Here is a 23,436-nt window from a genome sequence, read left to right as displayed (position 1 = left end):
CAGGCCGGCAGCAGGGGCGCGCTCAGGTCTTGTCGCGCGCCTGTTGCCACTTGTCGACGCGCACGCGCGGCGCGGCCGCCAGCTGGCCCAGCAGGCCGGCGGGCGTGTCTGCCACATGCAGCAGGTCGGCATGCACCTGCTTCATGAAGCCTTCCCGCACTGCGTGCGCAAGGAAACCCAGCAGGCCGTCGTAGAACCCGTTGACATTCAGCAGGCCCACCGGCTTGTCGTGGTAGCCCAGCTGCAGCCAGGTGAAGGTCTCGAACAGCTCTTCGAAGGTGCCCACGCCGCCCGGCATGGCGATAAAGGCGTCGGCACGGTCCGCCATCATCTGCTTGCGCTCGTGCATGTTGCGCACCACGTGCAGCTCGGTCAGGCCGCGGTGGCCCACTTCCTTCTGCATCAGCGCGTCGGGGATGATGCCGATGGCGCTGCCGCCATGTTCCATCACGGCGTCGGCGACGATGCCCATCAGGCCCACCTTGCCGCCGCCGTACACCAGCGCCAGGCCGCTTTCGGCCAGCGTGCGGCCTAGCAGGCGCGCGCCTTCGGCGTATTCGGGACGGTTGCCGGGGCTGGAGCCGCAATACACGCAGACCGATTTCACTTTGCTTCCTTTGCCGCGTCGGCTGCGGCCTTGGCTGCCGCGTAGTCGCGCGCCAGCTGGTCGAATGCGTCCCGGGCCCGGCCGCGCAGGTAGGGCGCCAGGATCGAGAAGATGTGGTAGCTCGATCCGTGCAGGTAGCCGCGAATCTGCTCGGGGTCGTTGTACTGGCGCGGATGCTGCACGAACTGGAACGACAGCCAGTAGGTGGCGATCACCACCATGTTGGTGCAGATGGCCTCGACCTGCTCGGGCGTGGCTTCCATCTCGCCGTCGTCGATGAACTGGCGGCAGATCTCGTGCGCAAAGCGCTTCTTCTGCTCGACGATGCGCTTGAAGTTGGTCTCCAGCATCCGGTTGCGCGCCAGCAGGTCGTTGATGTCGCGGTAAAGGAAGCGGTAGTTCCACAGGAACTCGGACATGTACTGCAGGTAGCCCCAGCTTTCGTCCAGCGTGGCCTTGTGGTCGTCCGGCATCTTCAGGCGCCGCTCCATCTCCTGCTCGAAGCGCACGAAGATGGAGTTGATGATGTCGTCCTTGTTGCGGAAGTGGTAGTAGAGATTGCCGGGGCTGATCTCCATGGCTTCCGCAATCGTCGTGGTGGTGACGTTGGGTTCGCCGACTTCGTTGAACAGGCGCAGCGAGACGTCGAGGATGCGGTCCCTGGTGCGGCGGGGGCCGGTTTGCGGTTTCGGTTCCATGGGCGTCCGGGCGATCGGTGCGATCAGTAAGTCGGGGGCAGGGTAGCGATTATAAGCAATCGGCCCGGCCACCCCATCCGGCATCCCCGGCGAGTGACGGATCAGCCCGCCAGCGTCCGCACCCAGCGCACCACGTGCGGCCCGGCGATGGCGACCCAGGTGCCGCCGCACAGCACCAGCGCCAGCATTACCGCGGCGCTGCCGAAATCCTTGGCACGCTTGGACAGGCTGTGCCGCTCCAGCGAAATGCGGTCGATTGCCGCCTCGACGCTGGAATTGAGCAACTCGACGATCAGCACCACCAGCAGCGTGCCCAGCAGCAGGATGCGCTCGACCACGTCCACCGGCAGCAGGAATGCCCACGGCGCCAGGATTGCCACCAGCGTCAGCTCCTGGCGGAACGCGCTTTCCTCGAGCACCGCATAGCGCAGCCCCGACAGCGAATTGATGGCCGCATGCCAGGCGCGCGTCAGGCCGCGGTTGGCCTTGTGGGGGTTCTGCTCGATCGAATAGTCAGCGCTCTGGACTGCCTGCGGCGGCCTCTGCAGAGGCGGGTCGGACGGCAGTTCCGGATGGGGTTTGGGCATGGTTTTGCGGGGCGGGTTGGGCCGCTGCGCTGTCGCGGCCTGGCTTGCCGGCAGCGAACGGCCGAAGATGGGCCAGGAACTGCTCGGAGGCGGCGCGCCACGAGAACCGCTCGGCGTGGGCACGTGCCGTGGCGCGGTCGATGCGCAGCGCTTCCAGGCAGGCTTCGCGCAGGTCTTCGTGCATCGCGCCGGCGGGGCTGTCGCCCAGCACATCGATCGGGCCGGTGACCGGATAGGCGGCCACGGGCAGCCCGCTGGCCAGCGCTTCCAGCAGCACCAGCCCGAAGGTGTCGGTACGGCTCGGGAACACGAACACATCAGCCGAAGCATACACCCGGGCCAGCTCGGGCTGGCTCAGCACGCCCAGGTAGTTGGCGCCCGGATAGCGCGCGCGCAGCGCCGGCAGCGCCGGGCCGTCGCCGACCACCCACTTGGAGCCGGGCAGGTCCAGCGCCAGGAAGGCCTCGACGTTCTTTTCCACCGCCACGCGGCCCACGTACAGGAAGATCGGGTGGGCGGTGTTGAGCACGTTGGGGCGCTGCAGCGTGAACACGTCCAGGTCCACGCCGCGCGTCCACAGCACGGCGTTGGTGATGCCATTGCGCCGCAGGTCGTCCAGCACCACCGGGGTGGGCGCCATCACCGCCTGGGCCGGGCCGTGGAACCGGCGCAGGAAGCGGTACGTCCATGCCAGCGGGATACCGAAGCGCGCCTGCACGTATTCCGGAAAGCGTGTGTGGTAGGCGGTGGTGAAGGGCAGCCGGCGGCGGAGCGCGTGGCGCCGCGCGGCCAGGCCCAGCGGCCCTTCGGTAGCGATATGCAAGGCATCCGGAGCGAAGGCCTCGATGCGGCGCTGCACGCGCGCCGCCGGGAACAGCGACAGGCGGATCTCGGGGTAGGTCGGGCACGGCACGGTGCGGAATTCCAGCGGCGTGATCATGTCGACCGTGTGGCCCATGGCCTCGAGTTCGCGGCGCGTGGACTTGAGCGTGCGCACCACGCCGTTGACCTGCGGTTCCCAGGCATCGGTGACGATCAGGATCTTCATGCAGCCTCCTCGGGCGCGGTGGAAGGGCAATGCGGTTGGGGCAAACGGTGGCAGGCCGGGATCAGCCCGCCACGGCGGCGCGGCGACGGCGGCGCGTGGCCGGGGCCGGCGCGTCCAGCAGCGTGGTCCAGTAGACGATCTTCAGCTCGCCTTCCATGGTCTCGACCAGTGCCGACAGGCTTTCGACCCAGTCCCCGTCGTTGCAGTAGAGCTGGCCATTGACCTCGCGGATCTCGGCCTTGTGGATATGGCCGCAGACCACGCCATCGCAGCCGCGGCGGCGCGCTTCATCGACCATCGCGCTCTCGAACGCGCCGATGTAGTTGACCGCGTTCTTGACCTGGTGCTTGAGGAACTGCGACAGCGACCAGTACGGGAAGCCCAGGCGCGCGCGCAGCCGGTTGAAGTGGCGGTTCAGCGCCAGGATCACCGTGTACAGCGAATCGCCGAGGTAGGCCAGCCAGCGCGCGTGCTGCACCACGCCGTCGAACAGGTCGCCGTGCACCACCCACAGCCGGCGCCCGGAGGCGGTGACATGCACCGCCTCTTCGCGCACGGTGATGTCGCCGAAGGCCATGCCGTCGAACTGGCGCGCGGCCTCGTCGTGGTTGCCGGGAACGTAGATCACTTCAGTGCCCTTGCGCGCCTTGCGCAGCAGCTTCTGCACCACGTCGTTGTGGCTTTGCGGCCAGTACCAGCCGCGGCGCAGCTGCCAGCCGTCGATGATGTCGCCGACCAGGTAGAGCTGGTCGGATTCGTTGTGCTTGAGGAAGTCCAGCAGGTAGTTGGCCTGGCAGCCGGGCGTGCCCAGGTGGATGTCCGACAGCCAGATGGCGCGGTAGCGCTGGATCGGGTGCGGCTCGGGCGGGTAGGTCTGCTGCTGTTCGCGCTGGGGTGCCAGCGCGGCATCCAGGGCCGGCGCCATGAAGGCGGTCAGCGGCGCGGCGCTGTCGCTGTCAGGGCTGCGGCGCAGCCATTGCGTCAGTTGCGCGGTCTTCGACAAATACCCGCGGGCAGATCGGATTGCTTGCACCATGGCAGTCCCGGTTGCGGCGATGGCTGCATTCAGCCAGCCCGCGATGACGGTGCCGTGACGGAAACATGACTGACATATGAATCGTGGCGGAAGTGGAACAGTCCTGGCTGGCGCAGGTGTCAGTGCCCGCGCGCGGACAGCTCAGCGAGGGCGTCGAGTACCGCACGCACCGCGGCGGGATGGCGCAGCAGCGTGACATGACCGATGCCGGCCAGCGCAATATGCCCGGCGCCGTCGAGCCAGCCGGTGCAAGGCGGCCCGGCGATCGAGTCATGCCAGCTGAAGATCGAGATCATGCGCGCACGGCGGCGCGGGGTTTCCGCGGCGGCGAGCGCGCGCAGCCAGGGGCTGCCGCAACGCATCTGGCGCGCATTGGGGCCGCCGCCAAAGCGCGCCAGCGCGCTGCCGTGATGGGGGCTGCCCAGCGTCACCACGCCGGCGCAGACGTCTTCGTCGCCCGCCAGCTGCAGCGCGGCGCGCGCGGCCAGCCCGCCCATGCTGTGGCAGACCAGCAGCGGCGGGCGTCCGGCCTCGGCTGTGATGCGCCGCATGGCGGCCAGCAGCGTGCGCGCGTAGTCGTCGATGTCGCCGAACACCGGCTTGAGCTCGATCCCCTCGCAGCGGTAGCCAGCGGCGGCCAGTGCCGGCTGCATGTCGAGCCAGATGGCCTGCCCGCAGGCGTAGCCGTGCACCAGCAGCACCGGCGGGGCGTCGCGGCCGGGCAGGGCATCGAGCGGTGCGGCAAAGGGCGCGTGCGCGCGGAATGGCTGCAGCCAGTCGAACATGCGCAGCACGGCCACGCACTCGGCCGCAAAGCAGCGCAACGCCTCAGGCAGGCGCAGCGGACGGCGCGTGGCGGCGAGTTCAAGCGGTGGTGCGGGCGGGTGATTGCCGCGCCCGACCCACAGGCCGCGCCCGCTCAGGGCGAAAGCGAAGGCAATGCCGCTGGCGAAGCTGCCGAGGATGGCCGCCACACCGGCGGCGACCGCGCCGGGCCATGGCCATCCGGCCAGTTGCACCAGCCCGGCGGCGATGCCCAGCGCGGCGGCTGCCTGCAAGGTCACCGCAAGGCGGCGGATGCCGGCGGCCGACAGGCTCATGGCTTGGGCGGGCGCAGGTCGGTCAGCCGCGTGCCGGCCAGGCGGTCATGCAGGAACTGGCGGCGCGGATCCAGCCACGCCAGCAGGACCCAGACCAGCAGGCCGGCGCACAGCACCGCTACGAACGGCCCCTTGACCAGCCCCAGCATATGGCCGACTGCCGCCGATGGCGGCAGCCACAGCCATGCCAGCACGTAGCGCAGCGCCGCCTGCGGCCAGCGCGGCGGCACGCCGGCGGCGTTCTCGACGCGCATGCGCCAGGTCTGCATGGCCAGGGTCTGGCCGTTGCGTTGCCAGAACCAGGTGAAATACAGGCCCATCACCAGGAAGCTCCACACCTGGATCACGAGCGGCCCGTCCACACCAAGCTTCTGCAGCAGCGGTTGCACCAGCAGGTAGGCAGCGGTCGAGGCGCTCAGCACGCCGAACAGCAGCACGCCCTCATAGAGCATGCAGGCGATGCGTCGGCGCAAGGGCGGGGCGGCGGGGCGGGCGGCTGCGGCGGGCTTGGGATCGAGGGTGGCAGCGGGCATGGAAGGCGAAGAAGGCTGGGCTGGCGCACGGGGGCATGGCGGTGCCGGCGCGGGTCAGTCGGGGCCGGCCTTGCTGCGCTGGCCGGCGTGAGACGGCCATTATGCCAAATGACGTGGGGATTACTGGCGCACGGTGGCGTCGGAAGCCGCGGCCGCTTCGGTGGCGACCTCGGCTGCGGATGCCGGTGCGGCGAGCGCTGCCGGTGCCGAGGCGGCCGGCGCCGAGGCGGCCGGCGCCGAGGCGGCGGTCACGGCCGCGGGCGCGGAGGCCGGTTGCGCCTGGGCTTCGCTGGCGGGCTTGCCGGCAGCGTGGCCACTGCGACCCGCTGCGGCGCTGGCCGATTTCGGCTCGCGGTGGAACTGGCGGCTGGTTTCGCTGGGCAGGCGCTTGCCGCTGGGCAGCGCGCTGACAGCGCCGGGGCGGCGCGGCACGTGGTCGGTGGCGGCCAGCTTCTTTTTCTGCTCTTCAGGCAGCTGCTGGTACTTGTCCCAGGCCTCGGCCTTTTTCTCGGCGGGCAGCGAGCGGGTGATCTGGTAGTTCTCGCGCGCCAGCCGGCGTTGCTGCGGGGTCATCTTGACCCATTCCGCCATGCGCGCCTGCAGCCGGGCCTGCTCGGCCGGGGAGAACTTGGGGTAGCGCTCGGCGATGCGCAGCCACTTGTGGCGGTTCAGTTCCGGCAGGCTGTCCCACAGCGGCTGCAGCGGGGCCAGGATGCGCTGGTTGACCGGGCTCAGATCGGCCCAGGCCGGCCGGGCATTGGTTGCCTGCGCGGCCGCAGGCGCTGTCACCGCCGAAGCCCCCTGGGCATGCGCCGCGGGCGGCAGCAGGCCCCAGCAGGCGGCTGCGCCGGCACCGGCCAGCAGCGCGGCCAGCCGGCGGCGCAAGGCGTCGGGGTGGAATATTGCGCGCGCCATGCTATTGCCCGCGCTTCAGGAATACGTGGAAGCCCTCGTCGGCGTAGGCCGTGGGCGGCAGGTCGTCGAGCAGCATGGCGGCGTCGATATCGGCCAGTTCCTCGATGCGCTTCTGCTCCTGCCAGTGATAGATGCCGATCAGGCCGGCGGCCAGCGCCACCAGCGTCCAGATCAGGCCAAGGCGGCGCAGCCAGGCGCCGGCGCGGTGCAGCGGGGAGCTGTCTTCATCAAACAGCGGGACGTGCGCGCCGGGCATGGCCAGTTGCGGGACCAGCACGGGCGCCTCGGCCTTCTTGCGGGCGACCGCCATCCGGCGCGCAGCGGCGAGCCTTTCGGTGATGTCGGCCGGCAGGTCGTCGGTGCCGGCATCGAGTGCCGCCCGAATCTCTTGGGCAAACCGGCGTTCGCGGATTTCTTTTTCGTTTCTGCTCATAGTCGGACCCCCCGTGCGCGCAGGGCCTGCGCAAGTGTATGCGTGGCACGGGAACAGTGCGTCTTGACGCTGCCTTCGGAGCACCCCATTACGGCGGCGGTTTCGGCGACGTCCATATCTTCCCAGTAACGCATCAGGAATGCCTCGCGTTGACGCGTCGGCAGGCGCTGGATTTCCTGCTCGATGATGTGCATGACCTGGGCGCGCTCGACCTTGTCGGCGCTGCTTTCGGCCGATTCGGAGCCGGCCTGTGCCTCCAGCGTCTCAAGCAGGTCATTGTCGTCGCCGTCGCGGTCGTCGCGCAGGCTGGAAAACAGCGAGACCCAGGTGTTGCGCACCTTCTGGCGGCGGAACCAGTCGTGGATGGTGTTCTGCAGGATGCGCTGGAACAGCGGCGCCAGCTCGGCGGCGCCTTTGTCGCCGTACTTCTCGGCCAGCTTGATCATGGCGTCCTGGACAATGTCCAGCGCGGCGTCGTCGTCGCGGACCGCAAATACGGCCTGCTTGAAGGCGCGGCGCTCGACGCTGGCAAGAAAATCGGACAGTTCCTGGTCGGTGGCCATTCGGGCGGTTGCGGCTCGTTGCTGCGGGACAAATGCCCGGTTCTGGTGAATGTGCTGCGTACGGCCCGTGGCACATTCGAGGTGCTGCGATGCTAGCAAAAAAACGACCCCCTGTACCACTTTGTATTGCTGCAAATACATTGCGGCGCGCAAAAAATCCGCCGCAACTCCGGAAAATCCCTCATGCGCAGGGCAAAAACAACCGTAGACCGCGCTGGTGCATTGCAGTATCATCGTCGGTTCACACGACATCAGTGGTTGTCTCATCCGGCCGCTTATGAGGCGGTCTTCCATGCAGACGCGCACCGCTTGAACCCGAGCCACAAGCCCGGCAGAGAGCATCCAAACAATTTTTTGCCGAAAATTGCAAAGGACTGAAATGAACATGCCCAGCGCGGAATTCTCCCACGCAGACAGCAATTCATCTGCCGCACCCGAAATGATCGGGGCGGAAATTCTCGTTCACGCACTTGCCGAAGAAGGCGTCGAGTACGTCTGGGGCTACCCCGGCGGCGCAGTGCTGTATATCTACGACGAGCTCCACAAGCAAACCAAGTTCGAGCACATCCTGGTGCGCCACGAGCAGGCCGCGGTTCATGCCGCAGACGGCTATGCACGGGCAACCGGCAAGGTGGGCGTGGCGCTGGTGACCTCCGGTCCCGGCGTGACCAATGCCGTCACCGGTATTGCCACCGCGTACCTCGACTCGATCCCGATGGTGGTGATCACCGGCAACGTGCCGACCCACGCCATTGGCCAGGACGCCTTCCAGGAGTGCGACACGGTCGGCATTACCCGCCCGATCGTCAAGCACAACTTCCTGGTGAAGGACGTGCGCGACCTCGCCGCGACCATCAAGAAGGCGTTCTTCATTGCCGCGACCGGCCGTCCGGGCCCGGTGGTGGTGGACATCCCCAAGGATGTCTCGCGCAATGCCTGCAAGTACGAGTACCCCAAGTCGATCGACATGCGCTCGTACAACCCGGTGAACAAGGGCCACTCGGGCCAGATCCGCAAGGCCGTGGCCCTGCTGCAAGGCGCCGAGCGTCCGTATATCTACACCGGCGGCGGCGTGGTGCTGGCCAATGCCAGCGACGAGCTGCGCCAGCTGGCGGCGCTGACCGGCCACCCGGTGACCAACACGCTGATGGGCCTGGGCGCGTTCCCCGGCACCAGCAAGCAGTTCGTCGGCATGCTCGGCATGCACGGCACGTATGAAGCCAACATGGCCATGCAGAACTGCGACGTGCTGATCGCCATCGGTGCCCGCTTCGACGACCGCGTGATCGGCAACCCGGCGCACTTCACCTCGCAGGCGCGCAAGATCATCCATATCGACATCGATCCGTCGTCGATCTCCAAGCGCGTCAAGGTCGACATCCCCATCGTCGGCAACGTCAAGGACGTGCTGCAGGAACTGATCGCCCAGATCAAGGCCAGCGACATCAGGCCCAAGCGCGAAGCGCTCGCCAAATGGTGGGAGCAGATCGAGCAATGGCGTTCGGTGGACTGCCTGAAGTACGACCGCAGCTCCGAGATCATCAAGCCGCAGTACGTGGTGGAAAAGATCTGGGAACTGACCAAGGGCGACGCCTTTATCTGCTCCGACGTCGGCCAGCACCAGATGTGGGCCGCGCAGTTCTACAAGTTCGACGAGCCGCGCCGCTGGATCAATTCCGGCGGCCTGGGCACGATGGGCGTGGGCCTGCCGTACGCAATGGGCATCAAGAAGGCGTTCCCGGAGAAGGAAGTCGTCACCATCACCGGTGAAGGCTCGATCCAGATGTGCATCCAGGAACTGTCGACCTGCCTGCAGTACGACACCCCGGTGAAGATCTGCTCGCTCAATAATGGCTACCTGGGCATGGTGCGCCAGTGGCAGGAGATCGAGTACGACAACCGTTACTCGCACTCCTACATGGACGCGCTGCCCGATTTCGTCAAGCTGGCCGAGGCCTACGGGCACGTCGGCATGCGCGTCGAGAAGACGTCGGACGTCGAGCCGGCGCTGCGCGAGGCGTTCCGCCTGAAGGACCGTACCGTGTTCCTGGACTTCCAGACCGATCCCACCGAAAACGTCTGGCCGATGGTCCAGGCGGGCAAGGGCATTTCCGAAATGCTGCTCGGCGCGGAGGACCTGTAATGCGTCACATCATTTCGGTCCTGCTGGAAAACGAACCGGGCGCGCTGTCGCGCGTGGTGGGCCTGTTCTCGGCCCGCGGCTATAACATCGAGACGCTGACCGTGGCACCCACCGAGGATGCCTCGCTGTCGCGCATGACCATTGTCACCTCCGGCTCGGATGACGTGATCGAGCAGATCACCAAGCACCTGAACCGCCTGGTGGAAGTGGTCAAGGTGGTCGACCTGACCGAAGGCGCGCACATCGAACGCGAGCTGATGCTCGTCAAGGTGCGCGCGGTGGGCAAGGAGCGCGAGGAAATGAAGCGCACCGCCGACATCTTCCGCGGCCGCATCATCGATGTCACCGAGAAGACCTACACCATCGAGCTGACCGGCAACGGCGTCAAGCTCGATGCGTTCCTGGACGCCATCGACCGCACCGCCATCCTCGAGACCGTCCGTACCGGTGGCTCGGGCATCGGCCGCGGCGAGCGCATCCTGAAGGTCTGACCGGGCCCCGGCTCACCCATACGGCTTCACGCAGCATCCCCGGGGCGGCGCGATCCGGACGCACACGATGCGTCCGAGGATGCCGCCCCCCTCATACAAAAGACAGAGATTGAAGGAATCATCATGAAAGTGTTTTACGACAAGGACGCCGACCTCTCCCTGATCAAGGGCAAGAACGTCACCATCATCGGCTATGGCTCGCAGGGCCATGCCCACGCGCTGAACCTGAAGGATTCGGGCGTCAATGTGACGGTCGGCCTGCGCAAGAGCGGCGCGTCGTGGAACAAGGCTGCCAACGCCGGCCTGCAAGTGAAGGAAGTGGCCGAGGCCGTCAAGGGTGCCGACGTGGTCATGATCCTGCTGCCGGACGAGCAGATCGCCGACGTGTACAAGAACGAAGTGCACGACAACATCAAGGAAGGCGCGGCGCTGGCCTTCGCCCACGGCTTCAACGTGCACTACGGTGCCGTGATCCCGCGCGCCGACCTGGACGTGATCATGATCGCGCCGAAGGCCCCGGGCCACACCGTGCGCGCCACGTACACGCAAGGTGGCGGCGTGCCGCACCTGATCGCCGTGCACCAGAACAAGTCCGGCGCCGCCCGTGACATCGCGCTGTCGTACGCCACCGCCAACGGCGGCGGCCGTGCCGGCATCATCGAGACCAACTTCCGCGAAGAAACCGAAACCGACCTGTTCGGCGAGCAGGCCGTGCTGTGCGGCGGTACCGTCGAGCTGATCAAGGCTGGCTTCGAAACCCTGGTGGAAGCCGGCTACGCGCCGGAAATGGCCTACTTCGAGTGCCTGCACGAACTGAAGCTGATCGTCGACCTGATCTACGAAGGCGGCATCGCCAACATGAACTATTCGATCTCCAACAACGCGGAATATGGTGAGTACGTCACCGGCCCGCGCGTGGTGACCGAAGAGACCAAGAAGGCGATGAAGCAGTGCCTGACCGACATCCAGACCGGCGAGTACGCCAAGAGCTTCCTGCTGGAGAACAAGGCCGGCGCCCCGACGCTGATCTCGCGCCGCCGCCTGACGGCCGAGCACCAGATCGAGGAAGTGGGTGCCAAGCTGCGCGCGATGATGCCGTGGATCGCCAAGAACAAGATGGTCGACCAGTCGAAGAACTAAGCTGCATCGCTGTCTGATGGCCCGCGCCGCACGGCGGCGGGCCGAAGCCGTTCAGCGTTCCGTGCCACGCCCTTCTATTATCAGAGGGGAGTCGCGGGACCTGAACGGCTTTTTGTTATGCTTGTCAGACTTTGGGCAAGGCGTGCATTATCCTGCTCCGCGACCACGGGGGCGCCGCCCGATGGCGGCTATTGCCGCCGCCGCGCCGCCTTGCCATGGTCTTGTATCCACCGACACCTGTACTGCATGAACTATCCTCATCCGCTGATCGCCCGTGAAGGCTGGCCGTTCCTGGCCGGCGCCTTTGTCATCTCGCTGCTGGTGCACGCCAGCGCGGGCTTCTGGTGGGCGTTGCCGTTGTGGATCATCACGGTATTCGTGCTCCAGTTCTTCCGCGATCCGCCGCGCCCGATCCCGTCGCAGCCCAACGCGGTGCTGGCCCCCGCGGACGGCCGCATCGTCGTGGTCGAAAAGACCCAGGACCCGTACGCCGGCCGCGAGGCGCTGAAGATCAGCGTCTTCATGAACGTCTTCAACGTGCACTCGAACCGGGTCTCGGTCGATGGCGCGGTCGAGAAGGTCGAATATTTCCCCGGCAAGTTCGTCAACGCCGACATGGACAAGGCCTCGGTCGAGAACGAGCGCAATGCCGTGCTGATCCGGCGCGCTGCGGACGGCCAGCTGGTGACGCTGGTGCAGGTGGCCGGCCTGGTGGCTCGCCGCATCCTGTGCTACACCAAGGTGGGCGACAACCTCTCGCGCGGCCAGCGCTACGGCTTTATCCGCTTCGGCTCGCGCGTGGACGTCTACCTGCCGCTCGATGCGCGTCCGCGCGTGACCATCGGCGAGAAGGTATCGGCCTCGTCGACCATCCTCGCCGAACTCGACGTGAAGTGAGAGACAGCCTGACCGGAGGACTGTGATGGTTGCCTTCCATCGACGTAACAAGCGCAGCAGCAGCGGCAACGTGACCCACCTGCGGCCGTTCCGCCATAACCAGCTGCGCGGCGCCGACGACAACTTCGATGACGAAGCCGCCGACGACCACGACATCGTCTATCAGCGTCCGCGCCGGCGCGGCATCTACCTGCTGCCCAACGCGTTCACCACTGCGGCGCTGTTCGCGGGTTTCTTCGCCATCGTCCAGGCCATGAACATGCGCTTCGATGCGGCGGCCATCGCCATCTTCGCGGCGATGGTGCTGGACGGCATGGACGGGCGCGTGGCGCGCATCACCAATACGCAGAGTGCGTTTGGCGAGCAGTATGACTCGCTGTCGGACATGACCTCTTTCGGGGTTGCGCCGGCGCTGGTGATGTATGAGTGGATCCTGCATGACCTGGGCAAGTGGGGGTGGATCGCAGCCTTTGTCTACTGCACCTGCGCTGCGCTGCGCCTGGCGCGCTTCAACGCCAACATCGGCGTGGTAGACAAGCGCTTCTTCCAGGGCCTGCCCAGCCCGGCCGCCGCCGCGCTGGTCGCGGGCTTCGTCTGGCTGGTGATCGACAACAAGCTGCCGGTCAAGGAGCTGTGGATGCCGTGGGTGGCGTTCGGCATCACGCTGTACGCCGGCCTGTCGATGGTGTCCAACGCGCCGTTCTACAGCGGCAAGGCGCTTGACGTTCGCTACCGCGTGCCGTTCGGCATGATGGTGCTGGTCCTGGTGCTGTTCGTGGTGGTGTCCACCGATCCGCCGGTGGCGCTGTTCGGCCTGTTCGTGGCCTATGCGATCTCGGGCTATGTGCTATGGGCCTGGCGGGCGATGCACGGCAAGCCGGCCATCGAGAAGAAGCAGCGCGAGAACGGCGGCAAGGCTTCTTAGACGTTTCAGGCAGAAGGGCGCTCAGGCGCCCTTCATGCATTTCCGGATTCACAATTGTTTTCATGCCGCGGCCATCAAGGCGTGGCACTCTGCAGTGTTTTCCACTCACCGTCAGGAGGATGTCATGGGCATGTTCGACTTCATCAAGGAAGCGGGAGAAAAGCTGTTCGGCACGGGCGAGGCCAAGGCCGCGCAAGAGGCCGCCGCGGCGGATGCGTCGGCGGAGAAGGTCGATGCCGCCAATCGCGCCGCGGGCGATGCGATCGAGGGCTACATCAGGAAGATGGGCCTGGATGCCACCGGGCTGATGGTGCAGGTGGACGGCTCGCAGGGGCTGGTCACCGTGTTCGGCGTGGCACCGGACCAGGCCACGCGCGAGAAGATCATCCTGTGCGCCGGCAATGTCGAGGGCGTGGACAAGGTCGAGGACAAGATGTCCGTCAACGTCGAATCCGCGGAATCGAGCTGGCATACCGTGGTCAAGGGCGACACGCTGTGGGCGATCTCCCAGGCTGCTTACGGCAACGGTGCCGAGTACAACAAGATCTTCGAGGCCAACAAGCCGATGCTGAGCCACCCGGACAAGATCTATCCGGGCCAGAAGCTGCGCATTCCGCCCAAGGGCTGATCCGTGCCGCTGGCGGGTCCGGGCAATATGGGCTAAACCCTGTATTGCACGGGCGCGCCAACTCGGCTATAGTCGCTGGCATGATTTCGCGCCAAGTTCTAATCGCCCGCACCACCCTAGGTGGCCTACTAGGCCATCAGGTCGGGACGCGCGCGCGCTAAGGACGGACTTACCCCTTAGCGCGAAATCCGCAAGGAATTTTTCCAACGCCCCGGCCTGCTCCATGCACGCCGGGGCGTTTTGCATTCCACAGCCGTGGAGCGCGGAACAGGCGGTAGGCCCCGGACGCAGCATGCCGGGGACAGCACACGACAAGCAATCAGGAGCTCCACAAAATGTCTGACAAACTCATCATTTTCGACACCACCTTGCGTGACGGCGAGCAGTCGCCCGGCGCCTCGATGACCCGCGAGGAAAAGATCCGCATCGCACGCCAGCTGGAACGCCTGAAGGTCGATGTGATCGAGGCCGGTTTCGCGGCGAGCTCCAACGGCGACTTCGAGGCCATCCGCTCGATCGCGCAGGTGGTCAAGGACTCGACCATCTGCTCGCTGGCCCGTGCCAACGACAAGGACATTGCCCGCGCCGCCGAGGCGCTCAAGCCGGCCAACTCGTTCCGCATCCACACCTTCATCGCCACCTCCGCGCTGCACATGGAGAAGAAGCTGCGCATGACGCCGGACGAGGTGTACCAGCAGGCCCGCCTGGCGGTGCGCTTTGCGCGCCAGTTCACCGACGATATCGAGTTCTCGCCGGAAGACGGCAGCCGCTCGGACATGGACTTCCTGTGCCGCGTGCTGGAAGGCGTGATCGCCGAGGGTGCGACCACCATCAACCTGCCGGATACCGTGGGCTATGCCGTGCCGGAAGGCTACGCCGAGCTGATCCGCTCGGTGCGCGAGCGCATTCCCAACTCGGACAAGGCGATCTGGTCGGTGCACTGCCATAACGACCTGGGCATGGCCGTGGCCAACTCGCTGGCCGCCGTCAAGATGGCGGGCGCGCGCCAGATCGAATGCACCATCAACGGCCTGGGCGAGCGCGCCGGCAACACCAGCCTGGAAGAAGTGGTGATGGCGGTGAAGACCCGCCGCGACTATTTCGACCTCGATATCGGCGTGGATACCACGCAGATCGTGCCGGCCTCGAAGCTGGTGTCGCAGATCACCGGTTTCGTGGTGCAGCCGAACAAGGCCGTCGTGGGTGCCAATGCCTTCGCGCATGCCTCGGGCATCCACCAGGATGGCGTGCTCAAGGCGCGCGACACCTACGAGATCATGCGTGCGGAGGATGTGGGCTGGAGCGCCAACAAGATCGTGCTGGGCAAGCTGTCGGGCCGCAATGCCTTCAAGCAGCGCCTGCAGGAGCTTGGCATCGAGCTTGAAAGCGAAACCGAAGTCAACGCCGCCTTCACCCGCTTCAAGGAATTGGCCGACCAGAAGGCCGAGATCTTCGACGAGGACATCGTCGCCATCGTCTCGAACGAGGCCCAGCACGATGCCAACGAGCACTTCCGCTTTATCTCGCTGTCGCAGCGCTCCGAGACCGGTGAGCGCCCGCATGCGCGCGTGGTGTTCAGCATGGACGGCCAGGAGCAGAGCGGTGAGGGCGAGGGCAACGGTCCGGTCGACGCCACCCTGCATGCGATTGAATCACGCGTGTCCAGCGGCGCAGAGATGGTGCTCTATTCGGTGAATGCCATCACCGGCGGCACCGAGGCCCAGGGCGAAGTCACCGTGCGCCTGTCCAAGGCCGGCCGCATCGTCAACGGCGTGGGCACCGACCCGGATATCGTCGCCGCCTCGGCCAAGGCCTACCTGGCCGCGCTGAACAAGCTGCACGACAAGGCTGTGCAAAAGATCAATCCGCAGATCTGACCCAGGCCCCTGCGTAGACGGCGGAAGGCTTACCCGGCCTGAGCGTCCGGACCAGGCCCGCCATTCCCGACCCGGGGATGGCGGGCTTTTTTCATGGCTCAGCGGCGGCGCTCGTCGGGGTCGTACATCGGGTCGGGCGTGATCTGGGTCTGGCGCAGGATGCCGGCGTCGTCGAAATAGAAGTGGTACAGCGACGGCCACACGTCTTCATGGCGGAAGCGGTAGGACCAGACCTCGCGCCGCATCAGCGGGTAGTACTCGACCGGCAGGCGCGTCATGCCGAAATGCTCGGCCACATCCTGCTTGGTCCAGGTGCCGACCTGCGCCTTGTACAGTTCCAGCGTGGACAGCACATTGCTGAAGCGGGTCAGGTTGCCGTTGCGGTCGAAGTCGGCACCATAGGCGTACTGGCCCAGCGGCTGCTTGGTGTAGATCCAGCGCGAGGTACCGTCGCGCAGCTGGAACACATCGGTGGGCGGCCCGAACGCAGCCTGTACTGCGGCCTGCGGCTGGCCCACCAGCCTGGTGCCTTCCGGTACCGGCATCAGCGTGGTGCAGGCAGACAGCATGGCGGCGCCCAGCGCCAGCATGAGCCGGCGCGCGCCGTTGGCGATGACAGAATTCATGGCGAACCTCGGTCGATGCGTGGATGGTGAATACCGCAAGTGTAGTGCGGCCTCCGCGCTTGTGTGCGCCGGGCGCTGCTTTTCAGTGGATCTTCCCGCAACCTGGCGCTTTCCTCGCGGAAACGGCAGTCAATGATCGGGCCCGGTGGCATTTGCCCGCAACCGGTCGCTGCCGTACTATCCTGCGCTTTCCGGGAGAGAACATGAAGGTTGCGGCACGGTGGCGTGGATGGCTGGGCGGGTTGTTGCTGGCGGCAGCGGCGGGCGCGTCGGCTCAAGAGCCGATCCGGCTGGGCATGATCGACGGGTTGTCCGGCCCGTTTGCCAACGCGGGCGAAGCCGTGACGCGCAACCTGCGCCTGGCAATCGAGCGCATCAATGCGCGCGGCGGCGTGAAGACCGCCGAGGGTGCGCGGCCCATGGAGCTGGTCACCTTTGACAGCAAGGGCAATGTCGACGAGAGCCTGATCCAGTTGCGGGCCCTGACCGACAAGCGCATTCCCTTTGTCCTGCAGGGCAACAGCTCGGCCGTGGCCGGCGCGCTGGTGTCGGCCATCAACCGCCACAATGCGCGCCAGCCCGACGCGCGCGTGCTGTTCCTGAACTACTCGGCGGTCGATCCCAGCCTGACCAACGAGAACTGCAGCTTCTGGCATTTCCGCTTTGACGCCAGTGCCGACATGCGCATGCAGGCGCTGACCGAGGTGATCCGCCAGGACCAGTCGGTGCGCAAGGTGTACCTGATCGACCAGGACTACAGCTTCGGCCACCAGGTGTCGCGCTCGGCTCGCGAGATGCTGGCGGCGCGCCGGCCGGATATCCAGATCGTGGGCGACGAGTTCCACCCGATCGGCAAGATCAAGGACTTTGCGCCCTATATCGCCAAGATCAAGGCGAGCGGGGCGGACGCGGTCATCACCGGCAACTGGGGCAACGACCTGACGCTGATGGTCAAGGCCGCACGCGAAGGCGGACTGCAGGCCAAGTTCTACACCTTCTATGGCAATGGCCTGGGCGCGCCCGCGGCGATGGGCGATGCTGGCGTGGGCCGCGTGCTGGCGGTGGCCGAGTGGCACCCGAATGTGGGCGGGGCGGCGTCGGACGCGTTCTACCAGCAGTTCCGCGCGCGCTATCCGGAGCCGAAGGACGACTACGTCCACCTGCGCATGCAGATGATGGTGGAAATGCTGGCGCGCGCGATCGAGCAGGCCGGTTCCACCGATGCGGTCAAGGTGGCGGGCGCGCTCGAGAACATGCGCTACGTCAACCAGTTCCACGAGGCCACCGTGCGCGCCGACGACCACCAGGTGCTGCAGCCGCTGTACGTGTCGGTGATGGAGCGCCAGGGCGGGGCAGTGCGCTTCGACAACGAGGGCTCGGGTTATGGCTTCCGTACCGTGCGCAAGCTCAAGGCCGCGCAGACCACGCTGCCCACCACGTGCCGGATGGAGCGCCCCTGAGCGCCAGCGCGCCCGCACGGGCCGCCCGGTATTCCTGCCGTAGCTTTTCGGCTATAATCCGCGGCTGTCGTTGCCTGGCCGTTGGCCCGGTGGCGGCGGTAGCCAGTCAAGACATGGCACGACGCATGCGGCGCATCCCGCGCTGTAGCGTTCGCAAGTGAAAGGAAATCATCATGGCAGTTGCCGATATCAACAAGTCCGAAGTCATCAAGCAGTTCGCACGTGGCGCCAACGACACTGGCAGCCCCGAAGTGCAAGTGGCCCTGCTGACCACCCGCATCAACGAACTGACCCCGCACTTCAAGGCCAACATGAAGGATCACCACAGCCGCCGCGGTCTGCTGCGCATGGTGAGCCGCCGTCGCCGCCTGCTGGACTACCTCAAGTCCAACGACGCCGACCGTTACCGCGCCCTGATCGAAAAGCTGGGCCTGCGCAAGTAAGGTTGCGCCCGATGGCAGCGCGATTCCAGGGTTTGCACGGTTTCGCGTGAGGCCTCGATGCCTGCTTCAGCAATGCTGGGGCAGGCATTTTGCATTTCTGGCGGGGTGAATCGGCCTTGCCCAGAGATGCAGGCAGTTGATGGAGTGATTTTCGCTTCACGCCGCCCGGCGGACATTCTGATTCACCGGGCGCCCGTTGCAGCAAGCTGCGCAACGGAGTAAGTTGTTCTTTTTTTGTTTTCAATACCCCGGACCGGCCAAGGAAACAGGGCTTTGTGTCATTCCAGCACGGCATCGGCAACGCCGGTGCCGTGCTGGAATGGCATAGCACTTCCCTGCGACTGCGACCGGCGACCCGGCAGTTTGCCTGCGGCTGAGAACGCAGGCGTCGCAGGCCGTGCGCGTGTTATTGCGTGATTGCGCGGCCTGCACGCAAGCCAAGGAATGCACATGTCCATGTTCAACAAGATCGTCAAGGAATTCCAGTGGGGCCAGCACACGGTCCGCATGGAAACCGGCGAAATCGCCCGCCAGGCCGGCGGTGCCGTGCTGGTCGATGTGGAAGACACCGTGGTGCTGGCGACCGTGGTCGCCGCCAAGAACCCGAAGCCGGGCCAGGACTTCTTCCCGCTGACCGTCGACTACATCGAGAAGACCTACGCGGCCGGCAAGATCCCCGGCGGCTTCTTCAAGCGTGAAGGCCGTCCGTCGGAAAACGAGACCCTGACCTCGCGCCTGATCGACCGTCCGCTGCGCCCGCTGTTCCCGGAAGGCTTCTACAACGACGTCCAGGTGGTGATCCACGTGGTGTCGCTGAACCCGGAAGTGCCCGCTGACATTCCCGCGCTGATCGGCGCGTCGGCCGCGCTGGCCGTGTCGGGCATCCCGTTCAACGGCCCGGTTGGCGCCGCGCGCGTGGGCTACAAGGATGGCCAGTACCTGCTCAACCCGACCCGCTCGCAGCTCGCCACCTCGGACCTGGACCTGGTGGTCGCCGGTACCGAGCGCGCCGTGCTGATGGTGGAATCGGAAGCCAACCAGCTGTCGGAAGACGTCATGCTGGGCGCCGTGGTCTATGGCCATGAGCAAATGCAGATCGCGATCAACGCCATCCATGAGCTGGTGCGCGAAGGCGGCAAGCCCGAGTGGGACTGGGCCCCGGCCGCCAAGAACGAGCCGCTGATCGCCAAGGTCACCGAAGTTGCGCTGCCGCTGCTGCAGGAAGCCTACCAGCTGCGCCAGAAGTCGGCCCGCAGCCAGAAGCTGAAGGAAGTAAACGCCAACGTGGCGGCCGCGCTGGCAGCCGCCGGCGTGGAAGCCGACAAGGTGGAAGTCGGCAACATCATGTTCGACCTCGAAGCCAAGATCGTGCGCGGCCAGGTGCTGGCCGGCGAGCCGCGTATCGACGGCCGCGACACCCGCACGGTGCGCCCGATCGAGATCCGCTCGTCGGTGCTGCCGCGCGCGCACGGCTCGGCGCTGTTCACCCGTGGTGAAACGCAGGCGCTGGTGGTGGCCACGCTCGGCACCAAGAGCGACGAGCAGATCATCGACGCACTGGCCGGCGAATACCGCGACCGCTTCATGCTCCACTACAACATGCCCCCGTTCGCCACCGGTGAAACCGGCCGCGTGGGCAGCCCGAAGCGCCGTGAAATCGGCCACGGCCGCCTGGCCAAGCGCGCACTGATCCCGGTGCTGCCGAAGGACGATGAATTCGCCTACACCATCCGCCTGGTTTCGGAAATCACCGAATCCAACGGCTCGTCGTCGATGGCTTCGGTCTGCGGCGGCTGCCTGGCGCTGATGGACGCCGGCGTTCCGGTCAAGGCACACGTGGCCGGCGTGGCCATGGGCCTGATCCTGGAAGGCAACAAGTTTGCCGTGCTGACCGACATCCTGGGCGATGAAGATCACCTGGGCGACATGGACTTCAAGGTGGCGGGTACCGACAACGGCATCACCGCGCTGCAGATGGACATCAAGGTCCAGGGCATCACCAAGGAGATCATGCAGGTCGCGCTGGCGCAGGCCCGTGAAGGCCGCCTGCACATCCTGCACAAGATGCAGGAAGCGATGGGCCACGCCCGCACCGAACTGTCGGCGCACGCTCCGCGCATGATCACCATGAAGATCCATCCGGACAAGATCCGCGAAGTGATCGGCAAGGGCGGCTCGACCATCCAGGCGCTGACCAAGGAAACCGGCACCACCATCGACATCCAGGAAGACGGCACGATCACGATCGCGTCGACCTCGACCGACGGCATGGCCGAAGCCAAGCGCCGCATCGAGGGCATCACCGCGGAAGCCGAAGTGGGCAAGATTTACGCCGGTACCGTGCTGAAGCTGCTGGACTTCGGCGCCATCGTCAACATCCTGCCGGGCAAGGATGGCCTGCTGCACATCTCGGAAATCGTCAACGAGCGTGTCAAGGACATCAAGGACTGGCTGAAGGAAGGCCAGCAGGTCCGCGTCAAGCTGATCCAGGCTGACGAGAAGGGCCGCCTGCGCCTGTCGCTGAAGGCCGCGCTGACCGAAGAGGGCGGCAGCATCAGCCCGATCAACGCCGGCGAAGCCGCCGCGCCGGCGGCTCCGGCCGAAGGCTCGGAACAGCAGTAAAGCCAGCGGGGCAGGATTGCCCGCAGGTGCCGCCGCAAGGTGGCGCCGCCAAAAAAACGGCTGGACGATGTCCAGCCGTTTTTTTGTTTACACTGCCGGCAACCCTATCGAGCCAAGGCTCACACCGACCCTGGCGCGACGCATCGTCGACCCGCGCCAAGACAAGTACAAGGAGCAGAGCAGCATGCAAGCCATCGAGATCCGCGAATACGGTGCCCCCGAAGTCCTCCAGCTGACCGAGCGTCCCGACCCGGTTGCGGGACCGGGCGAGGTCCTGATCCGCGTGGCTGCCGCCGGCGTCAACCGTCCGGACGTATTCCAGCGCACCGGCAACTACCCCGTGCCGCCGGGTGCTTCGGACCTGCCCGGCCTGGAAGTGGCGGGCGTGGTGGTGGGCGGCGACCTGTCGCATGCCGACAACCGCTTCGGCCTGAAGGTGGGCGACCGCGTCTGCGCGCTGGTGCAGGGCGGCGGCTACGCACAGCTGTGCACGGCGCCGCTGGCACAGGTCCTGCCCGCGCCGCAAGGCCTGAGCGATATCGAGGCCGCGGCGCTGCCCGAGACCTTCTTCACCGTCTGGAGCAATGTGTTCGACCGCGGCTGCCTGGGCCAGGGCCCGCGCGGCAAGGATGAGACCCTGCTGATCCAGGGCGGCTCCAGCGGCATCGGTACGACCGCGATCCAGATCGCCAAGGCGCTGGGCTACAAGGTGTTCGTCACCGCCGGCACCGATGAGAAATGCAAGGCCTGCGAAGACCTGGGCGCCGATCGCGCGATCAACTACAAGACGCAGGACTTCGTCGCCGAGGTGTCGGCGCTGACCGGCGGCAACGGTGTCGATGTGATCCTCGACATGGTTGCCGGCCCGTACCTGGCGCGCGAGCTGAAGTGCATCGCCGACGATGGCCGCATCGTCATCATTGCGCTGCTGGGTGGCGCCAAGGCCGAGATCCCGCTGGGCGATATCCTGCGCCGGCGCATCACCGTGACCGGCTCCACGCTGCGTCCGCGCCCGGCATCGTTCAAGGGCAAGATCGCCGCGGCACTGCACGAGCAGGTGTGGCCGCTGCTGGCCGCCGGCAGGATCAAGCCGGTGATCCACGAGGTGTTCCCGGCCGCGCAGGCGGCCGATGCGCATCGCCTGATGGAGTCGAGCGAGCATATCGGCAAGATCGTGCTGACCTGGTAAGGCACATCGAGCGTTGCATGTGGCCAATGCTGCCGCCCGCCGCCATCGGGCGGCGGTAGCGCCGTGCCCCCGCCACAAGCTATAATAGCGGGTTTGATTTGGGAGGGGCACTTCGTGAGACAAAAGCTCGTCATCGGCAATTGGAAGATGCATGGCAGCCTGGCTGCAAACGCGGCGCTGCTGGAGGACATCAAGGCTGGCGCGGCCAAGGCGACGCTGGCGGTCTGCGCGCCGTTCCCCTATCTTGCACAATGCCAGGCGTTGCTGAATGGCTCGCAAGTGGCCTGGGGCGCACAAGATGTGTCGGCAGAGGCGCGCGGCGCCTTCACCGGTGAAGTCTCGGCATCGATGGTGGGTGAGTTTGGCTGCACTTATGTGCTGGTCGGCCACTCGGAGCGCCGCACCTATCATGGCGAAACCGACCAGACCGTCGCGGCCAAGGCGCTGCGCGCGCTGGAATTCGGCATCGTCCCGGTAGTCTGCGTGGGTGAAACACTGGCCCAGCGCGAGGCGGGCGAAACCGAAGCGGTGGTCGGCAGGCAGCTGCAGGCCGTGCTGGACGCGCTGACGGTGGAGCAGCTGAGCCGCGTGGTGCTGGCCTATGAGCCGGTCTGGGCGATCGGCACCGGCAAGACCGCCACCAGCGAGCAGGCGCAGGCGGTGCACGCGTTCTTGCGCGGCCAGGTTGCCGCGCGCGACGCGGGCGTGGCCGAGCGCATGGCCATCCTGTACGGCGGCAGCGTCAAGCCGGACAATGCGGCCGAACTGTTTTCCATGACCGATATCGACGGGGGCCTGATTGGCGGCGCCTCGCTGAAGTCGGCAGATTTTCTCGCGATCGGCAACGCCTGAATGCCGGCCGTTCCGATCGACCGATCAGGCAAGTAACCAGCCAGTAAGGCTTATCTAAATCAAATGGCAATCTTCAAGACTTTGTTGGTGGTGCTGCAGGTGTTGTCGGCGCTGGGCGTGATTGGCCTGGTGCTGATCCAGCATGGCAAGGGCGCCGATGTCGGCGCGGCATTCGGTTCGGGTGCCTCGGGCAGCCTGTTCGGTGCCACCGGCTCGGCAAACTTCCTGTCGCGCACCACCGCCGTGCTGGCCACGCTGTTCTTCGTCTGCACGCTGGCGCTGACGCTGCTGGGCAACTACAAGCCGGCTGCATCGCTGGGCGTGATGGGCGCGGCGCCGGCTTCGGCGCCCGCAGTGGCAGGTGCTTCGGCTCCCGCTGCAGCCCCGGCAGCGGCCGCTGATGCATCAGCGCCGGCAGCTCCCGCTGTACCGAAATAATCCGTAAGCCTTGCGGCGGATTCCTGAGTTTTTTTGCAGTTGTGCGTTGAACAAAGCAAGAAATCTGGGTTAGAATGCAAGGCTTGAAACGATTCCCCAGCGATGGGTTCCGAGCAAAGACGAAAGCCTCTGCAACGGACCTGAAGGGCCTGAAAACCCGGCGCCAGGCAATATTGTTTCTCCCC

The 23,436-nt window shown here is 66.1% G+C and carries 24 protein-coding genes; 13 read left to right on the top strand and 11 right to left on the bottom strand.

Annotated features, from left to right (window positions below; genetic code table 11):
- Positions 1-22: 22 nt before the first annotated feature.
- The 10 genes from C265_RS15040 to C265_RS14995 form a co-directional block, all read right to left on the bottom strand.
- Entirely contained in the window at positions 23-607 is a 585-nt protein-coding gene (locus tag C265_RS15040; protein WP_010809155.1) for a TIGR00730 family Rossman fold protein, read from the bottom strand.
- Positions 604-1,305 carry a TetR/AcrR family transcriptional regulator gene (locus tag C265_RS15035; protein ID WP_010809154.1) on the bottom strand — a complete coding sequence of 234 codons (702 nt, stop codon included), beginning with the start codon at positions 1,303-1,305 and terminating at the stop codon, positions 604-606. Before C265_RS15035 ends, C265_RS15040 begins: the two co-directional genes overlap by 4 nt.
- A gap of 101 nt (positions 1,306-1,406) precedes the next feature.
- Positions 1,407-1,892 carry a diacylglycerol kinase gene (locus C265_RS15030; protein ID WP_010809153.1) on the bottom strand — a complete coding sequence of 162 codons (486 nt, stop codon included), beginning with the start codon at positions 1,890-1,892 and terminating at the stop codon, positions 1,407-1,409.
- On the bottom strand, positions 1,819-2,940 hold the full coding sequence (locus tag C265_RS15025) for a glycosyltransferase family 1 protein (protein ID WP_010809152.1): 1,122 nt from the start codon (positions 2,938-2,940) through the stop codon (positions 1,819-1,821). Before C265_RS15025 ends, C265_RS15030 begins: the two co-directional genes overlap by 74 nt.
- A gap of 61 nt (positions 2,941-3,001) precedes the next feature.
- The gene (locus tag C265_RS15020) at positions 3,002-3,976 is read right to left on the bottom strand and encodes a UDP-2,3-diacylglucosamine diphosphatase (RefSeq protein ID WP_011614848.1); all 975 of its coding nucleotides are present in this window, start codon (positions 3,974-3,976) and stop codon (positions 3,002-3,004) included.
- Positions 3,977-4,095: 119 nt separating this feature from the next.
- The gene (locus C265_RS15015; protein ID WP_010809150.1) at positions 4,096-5,076 is read right to left on the bottom strand and encodes a triacylglycerol lipase; all 981 of its coding nucleotides are present in this window, start codon (positions 5,074-5,076) and stop codon (positions 4,096-4,098) included.
- Positions 5,073-5,609, bottom strand: coding sequence for an RDD family protein (locus C265_RS15010; protein WP_011614849.1), 537 nt, complete (start codon positions 5,607-5,609; stop codon positions 5,073-5,075). The genes C265_RS15015 and C265_RS15010 overlap by 4 nt, the downstream gene beginning before the upstream one ends.
- A 120-nt stretch (positions 5,610-5,729) precedes the next feature.
- Positions 5,730-6,524, bottom strand: a complete 795-nt coding sequence (locus tag C265_RS15005; RefSeq protein ID WP_010809148.1) for a DUF3106 domain-containing protein — start codon at positions 6,522-6,524, stop codon at positions 5,730-5,732.
- Position 6,525: 1 nt separating this feature from the next.
- Complete coding sequence (locus tag C265_RS15000; protein WP_010809147.1) at positions 6,526-6,957, bottom strand: DUF3619 family protein; 432 nt, start codon at positions 6,955-6,957, stop codon at positions 6,526-6,528.
- Positions 6,954-7,661, bottom strand: coding sequence for an RNA polymerase sigma factor (locus tag C265_RS14995; protein WP_255266297.1), 708 nt, complete (start codon positions 7,659-7,661; stop codon positions 6,954-6,956). The genes C265_RS15000 and C265_RS14995 overlap by 4 nt, the downstream gene beginning before the upstream one ends.
- 238 nt (positions 7,662-7,899) lie before the next feature.
- On the opposite strand from C265_RS14995, the gene C265_RS14990 reads away from it, so the two are divergent.
- The 7 genes from C265_RS14990 (at position 7,900) to C265_RS14960 (ending at position 15,621) form a co-directional block, all read left to right on the top strand.
- Entirely contained in the window at positions 7,900-9,663 is a 1,764-nt protein-coding gene (locus C265_RS14990; RefSeq protein ID WP_010809145.1) for an acetolactate synthase 3 catalytic subunit, read from the top strand.
- Positions 9,663-10,154, top strand: a complete 492-nt coding sequence (ilvN, locus tag C265_RS14985) for an acetolactate synthase small subunit (protein ID WP_010809144.1) — start codon at positions 9,663-9,665, stop codon at positions 10,152-10,154. Before C265_RS14990 ends, ilvN begins: the two co-directional genes overlap by 1 nt.
- Positions 10,155-10,277: 123 nt before the next feature.
- Positions 10,278-11,294, top strand: coding sequence for a ketol-acid reductoisomerase (gene ilvC, locus C265_RS14980; protein WP_010809143.1), 1,017 nt, complete (start codon positions 10,278-10,280; stop codon positions 11,292-11,294).
- A gap of 246 nt (positions 11,295-11,540) precedes the next feature.
- The gene (locus tag C265_RS14975) at positions 11,541-12,191 is read left to right on the top strand and encodes a phosphatidylserine decarboxylase (RefSeq protein WP_010809142.1); all 651 of its coding nucleotides are present in this window, start codon (positions 11,541-11,543) and stop codon (positions 12,189-12,191) included.
- Between the two features lie 25 nt (positions 12,192-12,216).
- On the top strand, positions 12,217-13,116 hold the full coding sequence (pssA, locus tag C265_RS14970; protein WP_010809141.1) for a CDP-diacylglycerol--serine O-phosphatidyltransferase: 900 nt from the start codon (positions 12,217-12,219) through the stop codon (positions 13,114-13,116).
- 124 nt (positions 13,117-13,240) lie between these two features.
- Entirely contained in the window at positions 13,241-13,744 is a 504-nt protein-coding gene (lysM, locus tag C265_RS14965; RefSeq protein WP_010809140.1) for a peptidoglycan-binding protein LysM, read from the top strand.
- Between the two features lie 335 nt (positions 13,745-14,079).
- Positions 14,080-15,621 (top strand): 2-isopropylmalate synthase, encoded by a 1,542-nt coding sequence (locus tag C265_RS14960; RefSeq protein WP_010809139.1) that lies wholly within the window; start codon positions 14,080-14,082, stop codon positions 15,619-15,621.
- A gap of 98 nt (positions 15,622-15,719) precedes the next feature.
- Here the strand turns inward: C265_RS14960 and C265_RS14955 are convergent, their stop codons facing one another.
- A complete protein-coding gene (locus C265_RS14955; RefSeq protein ID WP_010809138.1) occupies positions 15,720-16,247 on the bottom strand; it encodes a hypothetical protein in 528 nt (175 codons plus the stop codon).
- 203 nt (positions 16,248-16,450) lie between these two features.
- On the opposite strand from C265_RS14955, the gene C265_RS14950 reads away from it, so the two are divergent.
- From C265_RS14950 to secG, 6 genes are all read left to right on the top strand, one after another.
- Positions 16,451-17,707, top strand: coding sequence for a branched-chain amino acid ABC transporter substrate-binding protein (locus C265_RS14950; RefSeq protein ID WP_010809137.1), 1,257 nt, complete (start codon positions 16,451-16,453; stop codon positions 17,705-17,707).
- 173 nt (positions 17,708-17,880) lie between these two features.
- Positions 17,881-18,150 (top strand): 30S ribosomal protein S15, encoded by a 270-nt coding sequence (gene rpsO / locus C265_RS14945; protein WP_010809136.1) that lies wholly within the window; start codon positions 17,881-17,883, stop codon positions 18,148-18,150.
- Between the two features lie 450 nt (positions 18,151-18,600).
- Positions 18,601-20,772, top strand: coding sequence for a polyribonucleotide nucleotidyltransferase (gene pnp, locus C265_RS14940; protein ID WP_011614853.1), 2,172 nt, complete (start codon positions 18,601-18,603; stop codon positions 20,770-20,772).
- 184 nt (positions 20,773-20,956) lie between these two features.
- The gene (locus C265_RS14935) at positions 20,957-21,961 is read left to right on the top strand and encodes an NAD(P)H-quinone oxidoreductase (RefSeq protein ID WP_010809134.1); all 1,005 of its coding nucleotides are present in this window, start codon (positions 20,957-20,959) and stop codon (positions 21,959-21,961) included.
- Between the two features lie 114 nt (positions 21,962-22,075).
- Positions 22,076-22,813: a triose-phosphate isomerase gene (gene tpiA / locus C265_RS14930; RefSeq protein ID WP_010809133.1), complete on the top strand. Its 738-nt coding sequence runs from the start codon at positions 22,076-22,078 to the stop codon at positions 22,811-22,813.
- Between the two features lie 63 nt (positions 22,814-22,876).
- Positions 22,877-23,251 carry a preprotein translocase subunit SecG gene (secG, locus tag C265_RS14925; protein WP_010809132.1) on the top strand — a complete coding sequence of 125 codons (375 nt, stop codon included), beginning with the start codon at positions 22,877-22,879 and terminating at the stop codon, positions 23,249-23,251.
- Positions 23,252-23,436 lie beyond the last annotated feature (185 nt).

Source organism: Cupriavidus sp. GA3-3 (genome assembly GCF_000389805.1).
GTDB lineage: Bacteria > Pseudomonadota > Gammaproteobacteria > Burkholderiales > Burkholderiaceae > Cupriavidus > Cupriavidus necator_D.
Note: the sequence above shows the minus strand (reverse complement) of the source record. Positions and strands in the feature narration are given on the sequence as shown.